We start from the raw sequence: 21,495 nt of genomic DNA on the forward strand, positions 1-21,495 counted from the left end.
GGCGCGCTTCAGAAGAACCAGATTCGCGCCGATGCGGGTCGGGCACTTCCGCCACATGGGTGTGGTGCTCGATAGTGCATTGATACATAAGGAATTTCCATGAGCCTCAAATGCGGCATCGTGGGCCTGCCCAACGTGGGCAAGTCCACTCTTTTCAACGCCCTGACCAAGGCCGGCATCGCCGCCGAAAACTATCCCTTCTGCACGATCGAGCCCAATACCGGCGTCGTCGAGGTGCCAGATCCGCGTCTGGATCAGCTCTCCGAGATCGTCAAGCCCGAACGCATCGTTCCTGCCATTGTGGAGTTTGTGGACATCGCCGGCCTGGTGGCAGGCGCCTCCAAGGGCGAAGGTCTGGGCAACCAGTTCCTGGCCCACATCCGCGAGACCGACGCGATCGTCAACGTGGTGCGCTGCTTCGAAGACCCCAACGTGATCCACGTGGCCGGCAAGGTGGACCCGATTGCCGACATCGAAGTCATTCAGACCGAGTTGTGCCTGGCCGACCTGGCCACCGTGGAAAAGGCACTGAACCGCTACAGCAAGGCAGCCAAGTCCGGCAACGACAAGGAAGCCGCCAAGCTGGTGGCATTGCTGACGCCCATTCAGGCTGCGCTGAATGAGGGCAAGCCCGCTCGCGTGGTGGAGGTCTCCAAGGAGGATGCGCCCCTGCTCAAGCCTTTCTGCCTGATCACGGCCAAGCCTGCCATGTTCGTGGGCAATGTGTCCGAAGACGGCTTCGAGAACAATCCTCTGCTGGATCGACTCAAGGAATACGCCCAGGCCCAGGGCGCACCCGTGGTGGCCATCTGCGCAAAGATCGAGGCAGAAATGGCCGAGATGGAAGATGAAGACCGCGATATGTTCCTGCAGGAGCTGGGTCTGGAAGAGCCGGGTCTGAACCGCCTGATCCGTGCCGGCTTCAAGCTGCTGGGCCTGCAGACTTATTTCACCGCCGGTGAAAAGGAAGTGCGTGCCTGGACCGTGCGCGTGGGCGCAACGGCTCCCCAGGCTGCGGGCGTGATCCATGGCGACTTCGAGCGAGGCTTCATCCGTGCCCAGACCATTGCCTTTGAAGACTACATCGCTTACAAGGGCGAGCAGGGTGCCAAGGATGCCGGCAAGATGCGCGCAGAAGGCAAGGAATACATCGTCAAGGACGGCGATGTGATGAACTTCCTGTTCAACGTCTGACGCCTGCTGCGTATTGCAGCGCCAAAAAGCTCCGCCAGTCATGGCGGGGCTTTTTTGTTGCCTGTTTCGGCATCGGCTGGCGGCGGCAGGCGCCGGGCCGGACTGATCAGGCAGACTGGAGCTGTGCGCCCAGCACCTGTTCCACGGCTTGCCGCACGGCCGCCCGGATGTCGTTGCGGCGGTAGTTCAGGTGCTTTTGCGCCTCGGCACTGGGTTGATAGTTGACCGGGGTGCCGCGCCCGGCGTAGATCACTGCGTCGGGCATCAGCGGGTGGCTCTCGTCTTTTTCGGGTACTTGGGTGTCGCTGCCCACGGCCTCGAAGAACAGCTTGAAGAAGTCGGAAAAGCGCAGGTTTTCATCGCCCAGCAAATAGGCCTTGCCCGATTCGCCATTTTCCAGCGCACCGGCTATGGCCTCGGACAGCGAGCGTACCGACATGAAGTTGGTGCCGCCCGTGGGGCCGAAGACCGGAATGTCGCCGAGACGGCCTTGGGCATAGGCGGTATAGGCTTCGAAGATGGGGCTGGGCAGACCAGGGACCGCGCCGACCATGAAGGGTGCGTTCAGGCTACAGACCTCGAAGCCCGGGGTGGCCAGTGCGCGGACTCCCACGCAGGCCAGATGACGCGAGCGCACATAGGGGTCGCGCTCGGTCAGCCGGATATCCAGTTGGGGGTAGAAGCTCCCGATCAGCACGGCCTTGCGCACGCCGGCATCGCGTGCCAGGGCGAAGAAGCGGGGCAGGGCCTCGCCGTTGGCGTGCAGCCAGTGGGCTGCCGCGTCCGAGTCGGGCGGAACATGGCGGATGTCATTGCCGGCAGCAAACACCATGGCGTCGAAGCCTTGCAGCTCCTCGGGTCGGGTGCGGCCGGACACGTAATCGATGGTTTTGAAGGGCAGCTGCGCCATGGGCGTGCCGGCTGGCGCCGGCTTGCGTGCGGCGATGCTGACCTGGTGGCCCAGGGACTGAAGGTGAAGGGCGGCATGACCGCCCAGAAGGCCTGTGCCTCCGACAACAAGAATTTTCATGCGGACTCTGTGGTGGTTTGAAGGTTTGCGCTGCGGTCGAAGATCGCCGAGGGAATGGCGTTGTCGGCGTTGGCATCCACAAAGCCGGTGCCTGTGATGACCGGAATGACGGTCCAGACGCCGCCGGGAGCCTGCGTCCAGCCTCCTGCCGCCAGAGCCCCTCCGTCCACGCTGAGCGTGATGCCGGTGACCCAGGAGGCCAGGGGGCTGGCCAGGTAGAGGGCTGCGCCTGCACAGTCGCTGGGCTGGCCGAAGCGGCCCAGTGGAATCCAGCGCGGAATATGGTGCTTGTTGCCGTCGGGGATGGCCAGACTGACAGGCACCTGAGGGGTTTCCGTGGTCTCGGGAGCAATCACGTTGACGCGGATGCCTTCGGGGCCCAGTTCCAGCGCCAGGCTGCGCGAGAAGCCGCCGATGGCGGCTTTGAACGCCGAGTAGGCGGCGCAGGTCGGCGCGCCGCGCAAGGCCTCGATGGAAGAGATGCTGATGATGCTCGAGCCCGGAGCGTTCCTGCGCAGCAGCGGAATCATGGCCCGGGTGACACTGAAGACATGGCGCATGTTCAGCGCATACACCTGGTCGATCTCCGCATCGCTGAACTCCTCGAAGCGCTTGGCGATGACAAAGTCCCCCACGTTGTTGACCAGCACATCCAGGCTCCCATAGCGTTGATCTATGGTCTGCGCCAGGGCCCGCACATCGGCCTCACGGGTCATGTCGGCCTGCACCACCAGCGCATCGATCCCCGCGTGCTTCAGCGATTCGCGTGCATCGGCAACCAGCCCGGGCCTGATTTCGGCAATCACGATGCGCGCTCCGGCCTGGCCGAAGGCCTCGGCAACCGCGCGCCCTATGCCGGCGCCGCCGCCCGTCACGAGAACGGTTCTTCCTTTGAAGTCAATCATCTAGCATCCTTTCCATTCACCGGTGCTTGTTGAAAGATGGAAATGGCCGGAGCGGGAGCCGCCGTGGCCGAATCTCCCGGTCCTGCCGGTCAGCGGCTCCGGCAAGGCAGGCCGGGACATCTGTCAGCGTCGCCGGAGCTGTCCTCAGTATTCGTGCCAGCCAGCGATGGGATATACCCAGTTCGGACTATCGACGTCCGGGCACAAGGCTGATACGCGCGGGAAGAGAGGGCAGGCCTGGCGGCTAGGGGAAAAGCCCTAGGGTTTCAGGCCGGTGCATGGAGCGCAGACAGCCGCAGTCCGCTTGGTGCGTGCGGGCAGGCCGCGCAGTCTTGGTATACGCAAGTGACGCAAAGTAACGAATAATGAGCCCTCACGACTGCACTGTGCGCTCGAGGTCTCCAACATGATTCGTGCCAATGCCACTGCAAAGCGAACGATCACCGGCCAGTTGCTGGAGATTGCCATGGGACAGTCCTTCTGTGCGGTGATGATTACCGATGCCGGGCTGGGCGGAGAAGGGCCGGTGATCGAGTACTGCAATGCGGCCCTGTGCGAGATGACCGGCTACGCCGAAGCAGAGCTGCTGGGCCGCTCGCCGCGCATGCTGCAGGGTCCGCTCACGGACCCGCTGGTGTTGCAGCGCCTGCATGACTGCCTGGAGCAGGGGCTGCCATTTCAGGGCAGCGTGGTGAACTACCGCAAGGATGGCGGCAGCTACCACGTGGAGTGGAATATCTCTCCGGTGCGTGACGAGCGGGGCGTGATCCGGCACTTTGTGGCCGTGCAGCGCGATATCTCGGAGCGCGTGCAGGCAGAGCAGGAGCGCGCACTGCTGGCCAGGGCCTTGAATGCGGCCAATGACGGCATTCTGATCACGGACCGCCATTCCACCATTGTCTTCGTCAACCAGGCCTTTGAAGCCTTGACGGGCTATAGCGCGGCCGAGCTGCTGGGCCGTCCTACCGAGATGCTGCGCTCGGGTCTGCACGAGCCCGAGTTCTACGCCCAGTTGCAGGAGGCATTGAGTCTGGGGCACAACTTTCGCGCCACCTTCATCAACCGCCACAAGAGTGGCGACGTGTATTACGCAGAGCAGAGCATTGCGGCACTGCGCGACGAGTCGGGCCAGGTCAGCCACTATGTGGGGGCATCCAAGGACATCAGCCGCATGATCAAGCGAGAGATGGAGCTGCGCGAGCGCGCCAACCGGGACAAGCTGACGGGGCTGCTCAATCGCCATGCAGGCGAGGCCGAGCTCAAGCGCAGCCAGTTGCAGGCGCAGAACCAGCTGCGCCCCTATGGCGTGATCCTGGGTGACATCGACCTCTTCAAGCAGGTCAACGACGGCTTTGGCCATGTCGCCGGTGACCGCGTGCTCAAGATGGTGGCACAGGTGCTCTCCGGCAAGGTCCGGCGCTTTGACCATGCCGTGCGCTGGGGCGGTGAGGAGTTCCTGATCATCCTCCCGGACGCCAGCCTCGGCGTGGCCGTGAGCCTGGCCGAACGCATTCGGGCGGCGGTTGAAGCATGCTCGGACCCCGAAGTCGGGCGTTTCACCCTCTCGCTGGGGGTCGGGCTCTGGGAGGCCGGTGAAACGGAGGATGATCTGCTCAGGCGCGCGGACGCGGCGCTCTACCGTGCCAAGCACCGCGGGCGCAATCAGGTGGCGGTGGCCACGGGGACGATGAACATGCCGTTGGTGCAGGCGCACGAGGTTCTGGCGCAGTGCGATGCTCTGGCCTTTTCAGTACAGAGTCCGGATAAGCCCTGGAGCGGGTCCGCCTCACCGTAGAATTTGTCCTTTCTACCGTCCCTGTTGTCTCCAAAGCTTTTGAGTGGTTTGAACAATTCCGAACTGCATTCCGTGCAGGCTGATCTAGTGGCAGTGCTGGTTGCCGTCACGGGCGGCCAGCCCCGCATCCTGACCACCGGGTCCGGGCGGACGCTGCCTGCCGGGCCCTTTACCAGCAACCACCGCTCGCTGCAGGCCAGCCTGCGCGCCTGGGTGGAGAAGCAGACCCATCATCCGCTGGGCTTTGTGGAGCAGCTCTACACGTTTGCCGATCGAGAGCGCTCGCAGCAACTGGGCATGCATGTCATCTCCATCAGCTATCTGGCGCTGACGCAGGAGCTGGACGAGGCCGGTTCCGCGCAGCCGGGCTGGCAGGACTGGTACCGCTACTTCCCGTGGGAGGACTGGCGCGAGGGCATGCCCGGGGTGATCGCCGAGCGCATTGCGCCGGCGTTGCATGCCTGGAGCGAAAGCGCCTCGGACAGCGTGGCACGCGGTGCAAGATGGCAAAGAGCAGCCATGACTTTTGGTCTCGATGAGCACGAGTGGAACGAAGAGCTGGTGCTGCAGCGCTACGAACTGCTGTTCGAGGCCGCCGTGGTGCCCGAAGCCTGGGGAGAGGGAGACGGCGGCAGTGCCGCACCACTGCTGCCCGGTGCGGCCATGAGCAACGATCACCGCCGCATTCTTGCCACCGGCATGGCCCGTTTGCGCGCCAAGATCAAGTACCGGCCCGTGGTGTTCGAGCTGATGCCCGAGGAGTTCTCGCTGCTGCAGCTGCAGCAGACCGTGGAGGCGTTGGCCGGGCGCGGCCTGCACAAGCAGAACTTCCGCCGCCTGATCGAGCAGCAGGCGCTGGTGGAGGAAACCGGCCAGATGACGGCCGTGGGGGCGGGCCGCCCGGCCAAGCTGTTCCGCTTCCGGCGCAATGTGATGCTGGAACGTGCGATTGCGGGCAACAAGCTGCCGCTGGCCAGAAGTCACTAGCCACCCGTTTCAGGCTCCGTGTGGAGGAATTTTGCACTGCGCAGCGGCTTGACTTAAATAATGCTCAGATTTAGCATAAGTCCGTCTGCGCGAGGTCTGAAAGCGATCCCAAGGCCTGCGCTTTTTTTTGAACTACAAATACTCAAAATGAGCATTAATGACGTTGCAGCCCTGCCCATTCCCTCATTGCCCGATGTGATGCTGGAGCCGCTGGTGCGCATGGCCTTGCTGGAAGATCTGGGGCGCGCCGGAGACCTGAGCACCGACACCATTGTTCCCGCAGACGCCGTGGATGAGCTGCGCCTGGTGGCCAGGCAGGAGGGGGTGCTGGCCGGTCTCGATCTGGCACGCCTGGCCTTTGTGCTGATGGATGGCCGCCTGGAGTTCGACCTGCGCTGCGCAGACGGCGCGCTGCTGCAGCCTGGCATGGAGATCGCCCGCATTCGCGGCAAAAGCCGTGCCCTTCTCACGGCCGAGCGCACGGCGCTCAATTACCTCTGCCATCTCAGCGGCGTGGCCACTGCCACGCATTCGATTGCCCGAGCCATCAAGCCCTTCGGCACGCGGGTGACCTGCACGCGCAAGACCCTCCCGGGCCTGCGTGCCCTGCAGAAGTACGCGGTGCGCGTCGGCGGCGGCAGCAACCATCGCTTCGGTCTGGACGACGCGGTGCTCATCAAGGACAACCATATCGCTCTGGCCGGCGATGTCGCCACGGCCGTGGGGCGCGCACGCGCCGGCGTGGGGCATATGGTCAAGATCGAGCTGGAGGTCGACACGCTGGCGCAGCTGGAGGTGGCGCTGCAGCTGGGCGTGGATGTGGTGCTGCTGGACAATATGAGTCTGGAGGATCTGCGCAGGGCAGTCGCCATGTGCAAGGGCCGGGCCATCACCGAAGCTTCGGGGCGCATCACGCCCGAGACTGCGCCCGCAGTGGCGTCCACCGGTGTGGACCAGATCGCCGTGGGCTGGCTCACGCACAGTGCGCGTGTGCTCGACATCGGCCTGGATGCCTGAGATGCCGTGCTTCAGGGCGGGGTCGGCGGTCCGTCGCATCGCGATGGCGGCCGCAGCGGTGCTGGCCCTGGCGCTCGCGGGCGTGTGGCAATCGCACAGGGGAGCCCTGGCGGCGGCGGGCCTGGCCAAGCCCATCACCATCGTCGTGACCTTTCCGCCCGGCGGCGGCACGGACTGGCTGGCGCGCCGGCTGGGTGCGGCCCTGCAGCAGCGCATGGGCCAGAGCGTGGTGGTGGAGAACCGCCCCGGCGCCAGCGGCAACATCGGTGCGCGCGAGGTGGCGCGTGCCGCAGCCGACGGCAGCGTGCTGCTCATGGTCAACAGCGCGTTTGCCATCAATCCCGGCGTCTACCGGCAGCTCGATTTCGATCCGCTCCGCGACTTCCGAGCCGTGTTCAACGCGGGCACCATCGCGTCGGTGCTGGTGCAGCCGCCGGAACGTGCCGTGCAGAAAAGTGCCGCCGAGGACAGTGCCACACAGGACAGTGCCGTGGCAGTTGGCACACCGTCCCTGACCGAGGCGCTGGCGCCGTCCGCAGATGGAGCGGCCCCAGCGATTGCGAGCTGCGGCAATGGCACGCCACAGCACATGGCGGCCGAGATGCTGGCCCAGGCCACGCACGCGCGCCTGCAGCATGTTCCCTACAAGGGCTGCGGTCCGGCGGCCTTGGCCGTGGCTGCGGGCCAGGTGCCGGTGGGCGTGGTGACCATCAGCACGGCTGCACCGCTGATTGCCGACGGGCGCCTGCGCGCTCTGGCGGTGACCGGTCGTCAGCGCTCGGCCCAGCTTGCCGGTGTGCCCACTCTGGTCGAGCTGGGCGTGGCGGATTTCGCCGTGGAGCAGTGGCATGGCTTGCTGGCGCCGGCCGCCACGCCGGCGCCTGTGATCGATCGTCTGCATCGGCTGCTGGCGCAGATACTGGCCGAGCCAGAGATGCAGCAGGCGCTGCGCGAGCAGGGCTACGTGCCGGGCAGGGAGTCTGCCGCCCAGTTCGGTCAGCTCATCGCGGCCGATATGGCGCGCTATGCGGCCGTGACCGCTCAGCTCGGGCTCAAGGTCGATTGACCCGCGGCCGGTGCCGGGCCCCGTATCCGTGACAGGCCACCTGCAAAGGTGGCCTGTTCTGTTTCTGGAATATGACGGATTCGCTATACCAAGGTATAGCCATGAGCAACCAAAAGCCATGCCTCGCTTCCCAAGGCAGGCTCGCCTTGCCGACGGGCGGATTTGATAATCGAAGACTGGGATCAGGGCACCAGACCGTGGCGCCACGGCGGCATGCATTGCCGTCCATCGCACGGAGGAGTCCCGCTTGGATGCCCATCTCTGGAGGGGGCCGTGGCGCACGGACTTGGACGTGCTCTGCCTCCCTCTGTCTTGCAGAGCCGACGCTTCTGTAATCAGGAAGTTGCGGGTTGATGCAGGAACCATCCCGGGCCTGCCCTGGCCCTATCGATGCCCATGTTTGCCGCTTATGAAACCAGTCCTGAACTCCTGCAGTCCCCTGCGGCCTGCCTGCCTGCTGCTGTGCCTGGCGCTCGCTGCCTGCAACGGTGACAAACAGCCTCCGGCCGCCGCTGCCGCCAGCCAGACGGCGCTGCACCGCGAAGGCAGTCTGCTCGTGGTGCCGCCGCAATCTCCGGTGCTGGCGCAACTGCAGCTGGCCCAGGTCAGCCAGGAGCAGGTCCAGACCCTGATCTCCGCGCCGGCCAGTATCGAGGCCGAGCCCGAGAAGCTGGTCAGGATCACGCCTCCGGTCGCAGGCCGGCTGGTGCGTCTGCACCGGCAGCTGGGCGATCCGGTCAGGGCTGGCGAGGCCTTGATCACCATGGACTCCTCCGATATCTCGGGCGCTCGGGCCGACCATGCCAAGGCCCAGTCTGCGCTGCTGCTGGCACGGCAGGAGTTCGACCGCCAGAAGCTGCTGTTCGACGCCGAGATCGCAGCGCGCAAGGACTACGAGGCCGCGCAGCAATCCCTGGCTGCGGCAGGCGCCGATGCACGCGCGGCAGCCGATCGCCTGGCCCAGCTGGGCGCCGAGGTGCAGGCCAGCTCGCGCGGCAGCTATGTGATCAAGTCGCCGATCAGCGGACGCGTGGTGGAGATGGCCGGCTCTCAGGGCGGGTACTGGAACGATGTGAATGCTTCGGTGATGACCGTGGCCGACCTCCGCAAGGTCTGGCTCAGCGCCAGCGTGCCCGAACGCGACCTGGCCCATGTGGACGTGGGCCAGGAGGCGCATATCGCGTTGACCGCCTATCCCGATCTCAAGCTCGAAGGCCGTGTGCAATATGTGGGCGAGATCGTCGACACCGCCACGCGCAGCGTCAAGGTGCGTGTGGCCGTGGACAACCGCGAAGGGCGGCTGCGCCCCGGCATGTTTGCGCGCGTGAGCTTCGACGGCCCCGGTCGCGATGCCCTCATGGTGCCGACGACGGCGCTGCTCCAGGGCCATGTGAGCACGCGGGTGTTCGTGGACAAGGGCCGCACGGACAAGGGCGCGCGCTTTGAGCCGCGCGACGTGCAGGTCGGCGTGCAGCAGGACGGCAAGGCGGAGATCCGCGCGGGTCTGGCGGCCGGCGAGCGCATCGTCGTCAACGGTGGAGTGCTGCTGCAATGATCGAGCGCATCGTACATCTCGGCTTTGCCCGCCGCGGCGTGGTGTGGCTGATCTTCATCTTCGCGGCCCTGTATGGCGGGTTCAGCTGGAAGCAACTGCCGCTCGAGGCCTATCCCGACATCGCCGATGTGACCTCGCAGATCGTCACCCAGGTGCCGGGCCTGGCGGCCGAGGAAATCGAGCAGCAGATCACCATTCCGCTGGAGCGTGCGCTGCTGGCCACGCCGTCCATGCATGTGCTGCGTTCGCGCAGCCTGTTCGGCCTGTCGCTGATCACGGTGGTGTTCGAGGACGGGGTCGACGGCTACTGGGCGCGCCAGCGCCTCAAGGAGCGCATGGACGAAGTCGATCTGCCCTATGGCGCGCGCGCTGCGCTCGACCCCTACAGCTCGCCCACGGGCGAGGTCTACCGCTACACGCTGGAGAGCGCTACGCACAGTCTGCGCGAGCTGTCCGAGCTGCAGCAGTGGGTGGTGATTCCGCGGCTCAAGAAGGCCCAGTCCGTGGTGGACGTGACGAATTTCGGTGGCTTGACCACGCAGTTCATGCTTGAGCTCGATCCCGCGCGCCTGCTGCAGTACGGGCTGACCCTCTCCCAGGTGATCGACGCCATCAATGCCAACAATGCCAGCGGCGGCGGCAGCGTCATGGACCGCGGCGAGGTCTCCTATGTGGTGCGCGGCGTGGGCCTGCTGAGATCACTCGACGACATGGGCAATGTGGTGGTCAGGACCTCGGACAGCGGCACGCCGATTCTGGTCAAGGACCTGGGACGACTGACCTATGGCAATGTGGAGCGCCGCGGCATCCTGGGCAAGGACGACAATTCCGACACGCTGGAGGGCATCGTGCTGCTGCTCAAGGATGCGAACCCCTCCAAGGCGCTGGAAGGCATTCATGCCGCAGTGAAGGAGCTCAATGAGAAGCTGCTGCCGCCCGACGTCAAGGTGGTGCCTTATCTGGACCGCACCACGCTGATCGAGCGCACCACGCATACCGTGGGCAAGACCCTGGCCGAAGGCATGATCGTCGTGACCCTGGTGCTGCTGCTGTTCCTGGGCAGCCCGCGCGCAGCGCTGATCGTGGCCCTGACGATTCCCATGGCGCTGCTGCTGGCCTTCGTCTTCATGCATCACGCCAGGATACCGGCCAATCTGCTGTCTCTGGGAGCCATCGACTTCGGCATTCTGGTCGACGGTGCGGTGGTCGTGGTCGAGAACATTCTGCGCCGCCGCGAGGCCCAGGAGGACAAGCCCTTGACGCCGCGCGATGCCATCGCGGCCACGCTGCAGGTGGCGCGTCCCATCTTCTTCGGCATGTGCGTGATCGCAGCCGCCTATCTGCCGCTGTTCGGCTTCGAGCGTATCGAGTACAAGCTGTTCTCGCCCATGGCCAGTGCCGTGGGGGCGGCCCTGGTGGGGGCGCTGGCTGTGGCGCTGCTGCTCACGCCGGGCCTGGCCTGGCTGGCCTTTCGCCGTCCGCGCAAGATCTTCCACAACCCCGTGCTCTGCTTCCTGGGCGTGCGCTATGACCGATTCCTCGGCGTCGCCGTGGGGCAGATGCGCTGGCTGGCAGGGTCCGTGGCGGCGGCGCTGGTGGCGCTGGTGCTGCTGGCCGGCACCATAGGCCGCGACTTCCTGCCCTATCTGGACGAGGGCTCGATCTGGCTGCAAGTGCAGATGCCGCCAGGCATCACGCTGGACAAGGCGCGTGACATGGCCGACGCGCTGCGCCGGGCCACGCTGGAGTTTCCCGAGGTGTCCTATATCGTGACCCAGACCGGGCGCAACGACGACGGCACCGATTACTGGACGCCATCGCACATCGAGGCCAGCGTGGGCCTGCATCCCTACGACCAATGGAAGTCGGGCCTGAACAAGCAGCAACTGATCGCCAGGATGGCAGAACGCTTCGAGCAGATGCCGGGTTATACCGTGGGCTTCATGCAGCCCATGATCGACGGCGTGCAGGACAAGCTCTCGGGCGCCCACAGCGACCTGACCGTGAAGGTCTACGGCCAGGATCTGAGCGAGGGCCGGCGTGTGGCCGACGAGATGGTGGGCATTTTGTCCAAGGTGCCCGGCGCAGCCGATGTGGCCGTGGACATCGAGCCGCCGCTGCCCAATCTGCGCATCGACCTGGACCGTGCGGCTGCCGCGCGCTACGGCATCAATTCGGCCGATGTGGCCCAGCTGATCTCCACGGGCGTGGGCGGGGCCTCCATAGGCCAGCTCTATGTGGGCGAGCGCAGCTACGACATGACGGTGCGCTTCGCGCCCGGCACGCGCAGCCACCCCGAGGCCATCGGTGCGCTGCGCCTGGCCGCAGCCAACGGCGCCCAGGTGCCGCTGGCCGACGTGGCGCGCATCAGCACCACGGTGGGCCAGAGCGTGATCGTGCGCGAGGGCGGCGAGCGCCACATCCTGGTCAAGCTCAATGTGCGCGGCCGCGATCTCGCAGGCTTCCTCAAGGATGCGCACGAGGCCCTCGATGCCCAGCTCCGGTACGACCGCCAGCAGACCCATGTCGAGTGGGGCGGCCAGTTCGAGAACCTGCAGCGCGCCGAGGCGCGGCTGCTGGTCATTCTGCCGCTGACGCTGGGCATCATGCTGGTGCTGCTGTTCGGCGAGTTCGGCAATCTGCGCCAGCCGCTGCTGGTGCTGGGCGTGGTGCCGCTGGCCATGATCGGCGGCTTGGCAGGGCTGCATCTGCGCGGCATGACGCTCAATGTCTCGAGCGCCGTGGGCTTCATCGCGCTGTTCGGCGTGGCCGTGCTGTCGGGCGTGCTCATGGTCTCGCAGATCAACCGGCTGCGCCGCGAGGAAGGGCTGCAGCTGCGCGAGGCCGTGCGCGAGGGGGCATCCAGCCGCATGCGTCCGGTGCTGATGACGGCCACCGTGGCGGCCTTCGGGCTCACGCCCGCCATGCTGGCCACAGGCCTGGGCAGCGACGTGCAGCGGCCCCTGGCCACCGTGGTGGTCTGCGGTCTGGTCAGCGCCACCTTGCTGACGCTGCTGCTGCTGCCCAATCTCTATTACGTGATCGAGCTGCGTGCCCAGCGCTCAGCAGAGCGCAGGCGCCGGCGAGCGGCCGAGCGCGGTGAACTCGACGATGAAAGCGAAAGCCCGGTGACGGCTGTTGCCGCTGCGGAGCGCATGGCTCCCTGAGCGGGTGGCCGATCCAACTGGACATAGCATGCAATTTCCTGTTTCTTCCCTGAAGTGCCTGACCCTGCTGCTGGCAGCGTTGGGCCTGTGCGGCGCTGCGCAGGCGCAGACTGCCGCGCAGGCTCCGACGCTGTCGGCAGCCAAGGGCCTGAATTTTGCGGACTATCTGAGCGCCGTCGAGCGGCACAGTCCGGACTTGCAGTCCCAGCAACAGAGCGTGGTGTCGGCCCAGGCCGGAGTCGGCATCGCGGGCATACGCCCCGATCCCCAGCTCTCGCTGGGTGCTGCGCGCGAACAGGTCAGGACCGGCTTGCCGCGTCCGCTGAACCGGACCTACGAACTCAGCATGGAGCTGGAGACCGGCGGAAAGCGCTCGGCCCGTATCCGCGCCGCACGCAGCCAGGTGAGGCTGGCCGAGGCCGGCGTCGAGGGCTTCCGCACCCAGCTGTTTTCCGATGCGGCCCTGGACTTCACCCAGGCCTGTCGCGACCACCAGGCGCTGGAGCGCAAGGAACAGACGCTCAGGGCCCTGTCCGATGTGGTCAAGGCCAACGAGGTGCGGCGCAAGGCCGGCGACATCGGCACCGTGGAGTGGCGGCAGTCGCGCGTGGAGCGTGACCAGTTCCAGGCCGATGTGACCCAGGCGCGCGCCGATGCCCAGGCCTCGCGCCTGGCACTGAGCGTGCCGCTGGGGCGCAAGCTCTCGGAGGTCTTCGGCTCCGAGGAGCTGCAGTGCGATTTCCAGCCCTTTGCGAACGGCAAGAGCATCGATTCCCTGGTGGCCCAGGCCTTGAAGGTGCGCAGCGACGTGCGCGTGGCCCAGGCCACGCTGGAGAATGCGCGCGACAACGCCGGCGTGGCCCAGGCCAACCGCTGGGTCAATCCCACGCTGGCGGTGGGATTGACCGCCGTACCTGCCACATCTGCGGGTGTGGACGCCCAGGGGGCGGCCTTCGATGCGGGCAATCGCTCGCGCATGCTGTCGGTCTCGGTCAGCATGCCCATTCCGTTCTCGCGCCTGAACCGCGGCGAGGTGCTGCAGGCCGAGGCCGCCGTGACCCAGGCCATGCTGGGGCTTCAGCAGTCGCAGCACAAGGCCGAGGCCGATGTGCGCTCGGCCTACTTCCGTTTCGCGGCGGCACGGGAGAACGTGGAGCGCTATCGCAGCAATGTGCTGGCCGATGCGCAGCGTGTGCTCGAGAGCATTCGCCTGTCCTACCGCCACGGGCAGGCCTCGCTGCTGGAGCTGCTGTCGGCTCAGCGCTCGGCCGATGATGCCTACCTCGGCTATCTGCAGGCCGATGCCGATCTGGCCAAGGCCACGGTCGATCTGCAGCTGAGCATCGGCCAGCGGCCCGCGCTGTGATCAGCGCTGTGGGCGGAATGCGCTGGCGTGCGCGCATCTTGCGCCACAATCGGCGGGTCTTTCACGCCCTGAACTCCGCCCTGCATGCCATGACCGCCGAACCGCAACGCTTTCTGCATCTGCGCCGGGTCCTGATCCTGGCCGCGCTGGCCGCAGCCATGGCGGCCATCTTCGCGCTGGATACGCTGACCGAGTATGCGGTGGCCGCTGCCGTGTTCCACACGGCGGTCATCCTCGTGGCGGTGCGCTGGTTCAGACAGCGCGTGGTGATCGGCGTCACGGCACTGTGCATAGCGCTGACCCTGGCCAGCTTTGCGCTGACGCCGGCCGGAGCCTACCGCACAGGACTCATCAACACGGGCATCAGCATCCTGGCCATCGTCATCACGGCCTATCTGGGCCTGAAGATGGTGGCTGCCCAGAATGCAGCCCACGCGGCCCAGACACAGCTGCTGCGCATCACCCAGGCCACCAGTCTGGGGCAGGTGACGGCCTCGATCGCCCATGAGGTCAACCAGCCGCTGGCCGCCATCGTCACCAGCGGCAATGCCTGCCAGCGCTGGCTGGCCCAGCAGCCGCCGAATCTCGAAAAAGCCGGGCAGGCGCTGGAGCGCATCCTGAGCGATGCGCGCCGCGCCAGCGAGGTCATTGAGCGTATCCGTTCCATGGCGCGCGGCGAGGCCCCGAGCAAGCAGAAGTTCGACCTCAACGAGGCGGTGCGCGAGATGGTGAATCTGTCGGGCGCGGACCTGAACCTGCGCGCCATTGCCATGGACCTGCAGCTGTCTCCAGGTCTGGCGCCCGCCTGGTGCGACCGTGTGCAGTTCTTGCAGGTCCTGGGCAATCTGCTGCTCAACGCCATGGATGCCATGCAGGACACGCCGGCCGTGCGGCGGCGCATTGCCGTGGCGACCCAGGCCCTGGGCCAGCAACTGGTGCTGACCGTCACCGATGCGGGCGAAGGACTGTCGCCGCTGGCCAAGAGACATCTGTTCGACGCCTTCTGGAGCACCAAGCATGAGGGCATGGGGCTGGGGCTGAGCATCAGTCGCGATATCGCCGAGGCCAACGGAGGTCGCATCTGGGCGACCGAGCGTGAAGATGGGCACAGCGGTGCAGTGTTTCATGTGACCATTGCGGCTTTCGTTGCTCCGGGGGAGCTCGCAGCAGGAGGACACAAGCTTGGCTGAACCCGAAACCGTGTATGTGATCGATGACGACGCCTCGGTGCGCGCGGCCATCGAGGATTTGCTGCTCTCCGTGGGGCTGGCCGTATCCGCCTTCGGCGCGACGCGCGACTTTCTCGCCCATCTGCAGCGGAACCCGCCCGAGGGGCCTGCCTGTCTGGTGCTGGACATTCGCATGCCGGGTCAGAGCGGTATGGAGTTCAGGCGCCAGATGCTGGAGCAGGGGCTGCGCTTTCCCACCATCTTCATCACCGGCCATGGCGATATACCCATGAGCGTGGAGGCCATGAAGACCGGGGCCATAGAGTTTCTGACCAAGCCGTTTCGCGATCAGGATTTGCTCGATGCCATACAGCAAGGTATTTCGCTGGACCGCCAGCGCCGTGCGCAGGAAGGGCAGTTGCTGGCGTTGCATTCGCGTTGGAGTTCGCTGTCCGGTGGGGAGCAGTCCGTGTTGATTGGCGTGGTGCGTGGCCTGCTCAACAAGCAGATTGCGGCAGAGCTGGATGTCAGCGAAATCACCATCAAAGTCAGGCGTTCTCAAGCCATGCGCAAGATGGAGGCCGGCTCGGTGGCGGAGCTGGTGCGCATGATGGAGAAGCTGAGCATTCGCTGATGGCGGGCTCCTGACTGGCCGTCAGAGCGCAGGCACCGCAGATGCCACGACTGCCTGGGGCAAACGTAAAAATTGTTCGTGTCGGTGTCCGCGTGCTGATTGCGCATGAATTTTATGGAGCGCGCGGGTTTGCCGGTACACAATGGCGGGTTCGCGAGGAGCGGTCGATGCATCAGCAAAGAACATTCAACAACAAATTTGGTTTCGGCAGGCTTTGCACAGGCAGTTTGATGTTCTGGTGCTTGATGGGGGGGCTGAGTGCTCATGCGCAGAAAAGCGCAGAGCCAGTCCCTGCAGGCCGAGAAGAAGCTGCATCCGCAGCCTCGGCAACTGATGCTGCAGGGGAAGAAATCACGGAGCCGGAAAAGTGGAACGCCAAGCTTCAGGCTACCTATGTCTGGCAGCGCAAGCCGTCCTTCGGGGCACCCTACACCGGGGAGAGAAGCTTGGGTCCGGGGCGCGAACGCAGCTATTCCTTCACGACCACTGCCTCTTTCGGCTACCGTCCCTGGGCCGGGGGGGAGGTCTATCTTGATCTGGAAGGCGCGCAGGGCATTCCTCTGTCGGGACTGACGGGCCTGGGCGGCTTTACCAATGGTGAACTGGCCAAAACCTCGGGGGCAAGATTGAAGCTCTATCGCGCCCGGGCCTTCCTGCGCCAGACCTGGAGTCATGGCGGCGAGCAAGAGGCGGTGGAGTCGGAGGCCAGGCAGCTCGCAGGCATGGTGGACAAGCGCCGTACCGTGCTCACCGTGGGCAACCTTGCAGTCACCGATATCTTTGACGACAACCGTTACAGCCATGATCCGCGCACGCAGTTCATGAACTGGTCGCTGATGACCCAAGGTGCGTTCGATTACGCCGCAGATGCCCGGGGTTACAGCTGGGGGGCGGTGCTGGAGTGGTTTCATGATGACTGGGAGGTGCGCTTCGGTCGCTTCATCCAGCCACGGGAGCCCAACGGGCAGCCGCTGGACTATCGCTTTTTCAAGCACTATGGAGATCAGCTGGAAGTGGCCCACGCGCATACGCTGGCAGGACAGCCGGGCAAGGTGCGGGCCTTGGTCTTCCGCAATCACGCCGTGATGACGCGCTATGAAGATGCACTGAACTTGGCGGCGCCGACCGGGGCGGTGCCGGATCTGAATGGTGCGCGCTACGGTGCCAGAAGCAAGCTTGGCTTCGGCATCAACCTGGAGCAGGCGCTGAGTGATGACGTGGGTCTGTTTGCCCGTGGCAGCTGGGCCGATGGCAAGACGGAAATCTATGCCTTCACGGAAATCGACCGCTCTCTGTCTGCGGGTCTGCTGATCCAGGGGCAGAGATGGGGACGGGCGAAAGACACGCTGGGCATCGGCGTGGCGCGCAATTTTCTCTCGCCCGGACACCGCACGTATCTGGCGGAGGGCGGGATGGGACCGTTCATTGGTGACGGGCGCCTGAACTACAGGCCCGAGAGTATTGTGGAGATGTTCTACAGCGTGGGGATCGGCAGGAATTCCAGCATCAGCTTCGACTGGCAGCATATCCGCAACCCCGCGTACAACGCGGATCGCGGACCGGTCAACGCGCTGGCCGTGCGCCTGCACACCGAATTCTGATCTAGAAGAACCGCAGGATGATCTGGTGCAGGCCTGCCGTCATCAGGGTGTAGCGCAGGAATTTGCCAATCGCCATGAAGGCGACGCAGGGCCAGAAAGGCAGCCGTGCCCAGCCGGCGACCGCGCACAGCGGGTCGCCCACGACGGGCAGCCAGCTCAGCAGACAGGCCTTGGCACCGTACTTTCGCAGCCAGTAGCGGGCGATGCGGTTCCAGCGCGACTTGTGGTGCATGTTCTGGGGGAGGGGGTCTCCATGCCGGCGCAGCTTCCTGGCCTTGTTCCACGCCTGGTTGGCGGCCAGACCCATCCACCAGCTGATGGCCCCACCCAGTGTGTTGCCCACCGTGGCGACCACAATGGCGGGCCAGAACAGATCGGGGTTGGCCGAGACCAGCGCGGCCACCACGGGTTCGGACCCCAGCGGCAGCAAGGTGGCTGACACCAGGGCCACGACGAATACGGTGCTCAGGCCCAGTTCTGGCAGGGCCAGCCATTGCAGCAACTGATGAATCCAAGCTTCCATAGGGCGGCTAGTTTAGGCGGCTCGTCCAATTCCCTGAATTTTGCCTTCCGTCATCGAGCCGCCAAACGCCGCAGTGGCAGGCCGCTGATGTATGGTTGCTTTTACAAATGCGTACACGGCGGTTGTCCGGTAACGCCAGATGAACGGGAGTAAGAATGGCTTTCAGCCCCCTGAAAAAAATGACGCGAACGAGCCAGGCGGCCGCCCTCGCGGCTGCTTTGCTGTTGACGGCCGGTTGCACCAATGGCATACAAGTCGTGGTTCCCTCCGACGCCGGGCTGCCCACTGCGGTCACGGCCGATCTGGTGCCACTGGCGACGCGGGCTCCGGGCATCAGGCAGGAGATGCGCTACGCCACGCGCCACAACTTCCTGGGCCGTCCCGTGGCCGGCTATGAGGCCGGGGAATGCTGGCTCAGCCGTGCAGCCGCCGATTCCCTGGCTGCGGTTCAACGCGAGCTGGCAGGGCAGGGCCTGGCCCTGAAGGTCTACGATTGCTATCGCCCGCAGAAAGCCGTCGACGACTTTGTGCGCTGGGGGCGCGATATGGCCGATCAGAAGAACAAGGACATGTATTACCCGCGCGTGCCCAAGAGCGAACTGTTCAAGCGCGGCTATATTGCCGAGAAGTCGGGCCACAGCCGTGCCAGCACCGTGGACATGACGCTGGTGGTGGTGGACGCCCGGCGTGCCAGCAAATGGGTGCGCGGTCCGCTGGCCGACGGCATCGAGGTGGACATGGGCACCCCCTTCGATCTGTTTGACGAGCAGTCGCATACCGACGATGCCCGGCAGTCGCCCGACGTGCAGCACAACCGGCGCTGGCTGCGCAGCCTGATGCAGCGCAACGGCTGGAAGAATCTGCCCGAGGAGTGGTGGCACTACACGCTGGTCGGCGAGCCTTATCCCGATCAGTACTTCGACCTGCCGGTGCGCAAGAACTGAGGTGCCTGCTCGGCAGTGCCCGATAGTGATCCGGGCCACAGGGTGATGCATGACGTTTGGTTCTGCTGAAATTTTGGGCAGGTATAATCTGGCCCTCTTTTCCAGCGCCCGCTTTGCGCCAGACCTCGTCTGCCGCTGAAGCCCTGTTTCCCATGCCCGCCCTGCACATTGGTCATATTCCACTGGCAAATCGTCTGTTTGTCGCTCCCATGGCGGGTGTGACGGACAGGCCGTTTCGTCAGCTGTGCAAGGCCCTGGGTGCAGGCTATGCGGTCAGCGAGATGGTGACCAGCCGCAAGGATCTGTGGAACAGCCTCAAGACCAGCCGCCGTGCCAACCATGAAGGCGAGCCCGGGCCGATTGCCGTGCAGATTGCCGGTACCGAAGCGCTCATGATGGCCGAAGCCGCCGTCTACAACATCGAGCGCGGCGCGCAGATCATCGACATCAACATGGGCTGCCCGGCCAAGAAAGTCTGCAACAAATGGGCGGGCTCCGCCCTGATGCAGAACGAGCCGCTGGCCGTCGAGATTGCCCAGGCCGTGGTCGAGGCCGCGCGCCCCTACGAGGTGCCTGTCACCCTGAAGATGCGCACCGGCTGGTGTGACACGCACAAGAATGCTGTCTTGCTGGCGCGCCAGTTCGAGGCGGTCGGCATCCAGATGCTGACGGTGCACGGTCGTACACGCGAGCAGGGCTACAAGGGCTTTGCCGAATACGACACGATTGCGGCCGTCAAGCAGGCCGTCAAGGTGCCGGTGGTGGCCAACGGCGATATCGACAGCCCTGAAAAAGCCCGCGATGTACTGGCCTATACGGGAGCGGACGCCATCATGGTCGGCCGCGCAGCGCAGGGCAGGCCGTGGATCTTCCGGGAGATTGCGCATTTTCTGGCCACGGGCGAGCATATGGCTGCGCCTCTGGTGGTCGAGTTGCGTCGCCTGCTGCTGGAGCATCTGCAGGACCACTACAGCCTGTACGGCGAGGGAGTCGGCGTGCGCAGCGCCCGCAAGCATATTGCGTGGTATCTGCGTGCTTTGCCGGGTGGGGAAGAGTTCAGACAATACATCAACACCATTGAGGACTGCGCGGTGCAATGGCAGGCCGTGGCCGACTATCTGGATGCCCTGGGGCAGCAGATGGACAGGATCCCGGCGGCCACGGCCGCTGCTGAAACAGGCAGCGAGCTGGACGAACCCGCAGAAATGACTGCATGAGCCATCAGAATTTAGAACAAGTCGTTCGCGATAGCCTGGAGGGCTATTTCCGCGATCTCGAGGGCGAAACACCGGCCAATGTCTACGACATGGTGATTCGTCTGGTTGAAAAACCGCTGCTGGAAGTGGTGATGGGCCAGGCCGACAACAACCAGTCGCGCGCTGCCGAATGGCTGGGCCTGAACCGCAACACCCTGCGCAAAAAGCTGGTCGATCACGAGTTGCTCTGAACGACGAGGCTACCGAATCCATAGCTGCAAGCGCCGATCCATCTGCACTTGCAGCTTGTTTTTATCCAAACTTTGAATTGACGCCCATGAAAGCTCTGATCTCCGTCTCTGACAAGACCGGTATCGTCGAATTTGCGCAGGCCCTGCACGCTCTTGGCGTGCAGCTGCTGTCCACCGGTGGCACTGCCAAGCTGCTGGCCGACAAGGGCCTGCCCGTGACCGAAGTCGCTGAAGTCACCCGATTCCCCGAAATGCTGGATGGCCGCGTCAAGACCCTGCACCCCATGGTGCACGGCGGCCTGCTGGCTCGCCGCGACCTGCCCGAGCACATGGCCGCGCTCAAGGAACATGGCATCGAGACCATCGACCTGCTGGTGGTCAATCTCTACCCCTTCGAAGCCACCGTGGCCAAGGCAGGCTGCACCCTGGCCGACGCCATCGAGAACATCGACATCGGCGGCCCCGCCATGGTGCGTTCCGCTGCCAAGAACTGGAAAGACGTGGGCGTTCTGACCGCCGCCGACCAGTACGAAGCTGTGCTGGCCGAACTCAAGGCGAACGGCAAGCTGTCCGACAAGCTGCGCTTTGCACTGTCCGTGGCGGCATTCAACCGCATCAGCCAGTACGACGGTGCCATCAGTGACTACCTGTCCTCGGTCAAGTTCGAAGACGAAAAGCTCAGCGAGGAATACGTGCCTGCACGGGATCTGTTCCCAGGCCAGAGCAACAGCCAGTTCGTCAAGATCCAGGATCTGCGCTATGGTGAAAACAGCCACCAGCAAGCCGCCTGGTACCGCGACCTGTACCCCGCTCCCGGCTCGCTGGCCACGGGCGTGCAGCTGCAGGGCAAGGAGCTGAGCTATAACAATATCGCCGACGCCGATGCGGCCTGGGAATGCGTCAAGAGCTTCGACACCCCTGCCTGCGTGATCGTCAAGCACGCCAACCCTTGTGGCGTGGCCGTGGGCGCCAATGCCTTTGACGCCTATTCCAAGGCTTTCCAGACCGACCCCACCAGCGCCTTCGGCGGCATCATCGCCTTCAACCGCGCCGTGGACAAGGCCGCTGCCGAAGCCGTGTCCAAGCAGTTCGTCG

18 protein-coding genes are annotated in these 21,495 nt (G+C 64.9%); 15 read left to right on the forward strand and 3 right to left on the reverse strand.

Going from position 1 to position 21,495, the window contains the following annotated elements; genetic code table 11:
- The first annotated feature begins 99 nt into the window (after positions 1-99).
- Positions 100-1,194, forward strand: a complete 1,095-nt coding sequence (gene ychF / locus E2583_RS02945; protein WP_291593092.1) for a redox-regulated ATPase YchF — start codon at positions 100-102, stop codon at positions 1,192-1,194.
- A gap of 106 nt (positions 1,195-1,300) precedes the next feature.
- Here ychF and E2583_RS02950 read toward each other — a convergent pair whose 3' ends face one another.
- Complete coding sequence (locus tag E2583_RS02950; protein ID WP_291593093.1) at positions 1,301-2,224, reverse strand: NAD(P)-dependent oxidoreductase; 924 nt, start codon at positions 2,222-2,224, stop codon at positions 1,301-1,303.
- Positions 2,221-3,129: an SDR family NAD(P)-dependent oxidoreductase gene (locus E2583_RS02955; RefSeq protein WP_291593095.1), complete on the reverse strand. Its 909-nt coding sequence runs from the start codon at positions 3,127-3,129 to the stop codon at positions 2,221-2,223. The genes E2583_RS02950 and E2583_RS02955 overlap by 4 nt, the downstream gene beginning before the upstream one ends.
- A 406-nt stretch (positions 3,130-3,535) precedes the next feature.
- Between E2583_RS02955 and E2583_RS02960 the strand changes: the two genes are divergently transcribed.
- The 10 genes from E2583_RS02960 (at position 3,536) to E2583_RS03005 (ending at position 17,486) form a co-directional block, all read left to right on the forward strand.
- Positions 3,536-4,924, forward strand: a complete 1,389-nt coding sequence (locus tag E2583_RS02960) for a diguanylate cyclase (protein WP_291593097.1) — start codon at positions 3,536-3,538, stop codon at positions 4,922-4,924.
- Positions 4,925-4,972: 48 nt separating this feature from the next.
- Positions 4,973-5,911, forward strand: coding sequence for a hypothetical protein (locus E2583_RS02965; RefSeq protein ID WP_291593098.1), 939 nt, complete (start codon positions 4,973-4,975; stop codon positions 5,909-5,911).
- Positions 5,912-6,058: 147 nt separating this feature from the next.
- Positions 6,059-6,928, forward strand: a complete 870-nt coding sequence (gene nadC / locus E2583_RS02970) for a carboxylating nicotinate-nucleotide diphosphorylase (protein WP_291593099.1) — start codon at positions 6,059-6,061, stop codon at positions 6,926-6,928.
- Complete coding sequence (locus tag E2583_RS02975) at positions 6,921-7,994, forward strand: tripartite tricarboxylate transporter substrate-binding protein (protein WP_291593100.1); 1,074 nt, start codon at positions 6,921-6,923, stop codon at positions 7,992-7,994. Before nadC ends, E2583_RS02975 begins: the two co-directional genes overlap by 8 nt.
- Positions 7,995-8,403: 409 nt before the next feature.
- The gene (locus tag E2583_RS02980; protein WP_291593101.1) at positions 8,404-9,549 is read left to right on the forward strand and encodes an efflux RND transporter periplasmic adaptor subunit; all 1,146 of its coding nucleotides are present in this window, start codon (positions 8,404-8,406) and stop codon (positions 9,547-9,549) included.
- Entirely contained in the window at positions 9,546-12,716 is a 3,171-nt protein-coding gene (locus E2583_RS02985; protein WP_291593102.1) for a CusA/CzcA family heavy metal efflux RND transporter, read from the forward strand. The genes E2583_RS02980 and E2583_RS02985 overlap by 4 nt, the downstream gene beginning before the upstream one ends.
- A gap of 28 nt (positions 12,717-12,744) precedes the next feature.
- Positions 12,745-14,082 (forward strand): TolC family protein, encoded by a 1,338-nt coding sequence (locus tag E2583_RS02990; RefSeq protein ID WP_291593103.1) that lies wholly within the window; start codon positions 12,745-12,747, stop codon positions 14,080-14,082.
- An 89-nt stretch (positions 14,083-14,171) separates the two neighbouring features.
- A complete protein-coding gene (locus tag E2583_RS02995) occupies positions 14,172-15,272 on the forward strand; it encodes an ATP-binding protein (protein ID WP_291593105.1) in 1,101 nt (366 codons plus the stop codon).
- The gene (locus E2583_RS03000; protein WP_291593106.1) at positions 15,265-15,885 is read left to right on the forward strand and encodes a response regulator; all 621 of its coding nucleotides are present in this window, start codon (positions 15,265-15,267) and stop codon (positions 15,883-15,885) included. The genes E2583_RS02995 and E2583_RS03000 overlap by 8 nt, the downstream gene beginning before the upstream one ends.
- 230 nt (positions 15,886-16,115) lie before the next feature.
- Complete coding sequence (locus tag E2583_RS03005) at positions 16,116-17,486, forward strand: carbohydrate porin (RefSeq protein ID WP_291593107.1); 1,371 nt, start codon at positions 16,116-16,118, stop codon at positions 17,484-17,486.
- 1 nt (position 17,487) lies between these two features.
- Here the strand turns inward: E2583_RS03005 and E2583_RS03010 are convergent, their stop codons facing one another.
- Positions 17,488-18,009, reverse strand: coding sequence for a YqaA family protein (locus E2583_RS03010; RefSeq protein ID WP_291593109.1), 522 nt, complete (start codon positions 18,007-18,009; stop codon positions 17,488-17,490).
- A 155-nt stretch (positions 18,010-18,164) separates the two neighbouring features.
- On the opposite strand from E2583_RS03010, the gene E2583_RS03015 reads away from it, so the two are divergent.
- From E2583_RS03015 to purH, 4 genes are all read left to right on the forward strand, one after another.
- A complete protein-coding gene (locus tag E2583_RS03015) occupies positions 18,165-18,953 on the forward strand; it encodes a M15 family metallopeptidase (protein ID WP_291593110.1) in 789 nt (262 codons plus the stop codon).
- 152 nt (positions 18,954-19,105) lie between these two features.
- Complete coding sequence (gene dusB, locus E2583_RS03020) at positions 19,106-20,170, forward strand: tRNA dihydrouridine synthase DusB (protein ID WP_291593112.1); 1,065 nt, start codon at positions 19,106-19,108, stop codon at positions 20,168-20,170.
- Complete coding sequence (locus E2583_RS03025; RefSeq protein WP_003051481.1) at positions 20,167-20,400, forward strand: Fis family transcriptional regulator; 234 nt, start codon at positions 20,167-20,169, stop codon at positions 20,398-20,400. The genes dusB and E2583_RS03025 overlap by 4 nt, the downstream gene beginning before the upstream one ends.
- A gap of 86 nt (positions 20,401-20,486) precedes the next feature.
- The coding region (gene purH, locus E2583_RS03030) for a bifunctional phosphoribosylaminoimidazolecarboxamide formyltransferase/IMP cyclohydrolase (protein WP_291593115.1) at positions 20,487-21,495 on the forward strand (1,009 nt) is incomplete at its 3' end.

This window comes from Comamonas sp. (assembly GCF_009360615.1).
In the GTDB taxonomy this organism is placed as follows: Bacteria; Pseudomonadota; Gammaproteobacteria; order Burkholderiales; family Burkholderiaceae_C; genus Comamonas.

Coding starts and splice junctions, on each gene's coding strand:
- dusB (WP_291593112.1), top strand. CDS start 19,106: ATGCCCGCCCTGCACATTGGTCATATTCCACTGGCAAATCGTCTGTTT.
- nadC (WP_291593099.1), top strand. CDS start 6,059: ATGAGCATTAATGACGTTGCAGCCCTGCCCATTCCCTCATTGCCCGAT.
- E2583_RS03005 (WP_291593107.1), top strand. CDS start 16,116: ATGTTCTGGTGCTTGATGGGGGGGCTGAGTGCTCATGCGCAGAAAAGC.
- E2583_RS02950 (WP_291593093.1), bottom strand. CDS start 2,224: ATGAAAATTCTTGTTGTCGGAGGCACAGGCCTTCTGGGCGGTCATGCC.
- E2583_RS02980 (WP_291593101.1), top strand. CDS start 8,404: ATGAAACCAGTCCTGAACTCCTGCAGTCCCCTGCGGCCTGCCTGCCTG.
- E2583_RS02960 (WP_291593097.1), top strand. CDS start 3,536: ATGATTCGTGCCAATGCCACTGCAAAGCGAACGATCACCGGCCAGTTG.
- E2583_RS02995 (WP_291593105.1), top strand. CDS start 14,172: ATGACCGCCGAACCGCAACGCTTTCTGCATCTGCGCCGGGTCCTGATC.
- E2583_RS03010 (WP_291593109.1), bottom strand. CDS start 18,009: ATGGAAGCTTGGATTCATCAGTTGCTGCAATGGCTGGCCCTGCCAGAA.
- E2583_RS02955 (WP_291593095.1), bottom strand. CDS start 3,129: ATGATTGACTTCAAAGGAAGAACCGTTCTCGTGACGGGCGGCGGCGCC.
- E2583_RS03015 (WP_291593110.1), top strand. CDS start 18,165: ATGGCTTTCAGCCCCCTGAAAAAAATGACGCGAACGAGCCAGGCGGCC.
- E2583_RS02990 (WP_291593103.1), top strand. CDS start 12,745: ATGCAATTTCCTGTTTCTTCCCTGAAGTGCCTGACCCTGCTGCTGGCA.
- E2583_RS03025 (WP_003051481.1), top strand. CDS start 20,167: ATGAGCCATCAGAATTTAGAACAAGTCGTTCGCGATAGCCTGGAGGGC.
- E2583_RS02975 (WP_291593100.1), top strand. CDS start 6,921: ATGCCTGAGATGCCGTGCTTCAGGGCGGGGTCGGCGGTCCGTCGCATC.
- ychF (WP_291593092.1), top strand. CDS start 100: ATGAGCCTCAAATGCGGCATCGTGGGCCTGCCCAACGTGGGCAAGTCC.
- E2583_RS02985 (WP_291593102.1), top strand. CDS start 9,546: ATGATCGAGCGCATCGTACATCTCGGCTTTGCCCGCCGCGGCGTGGTG.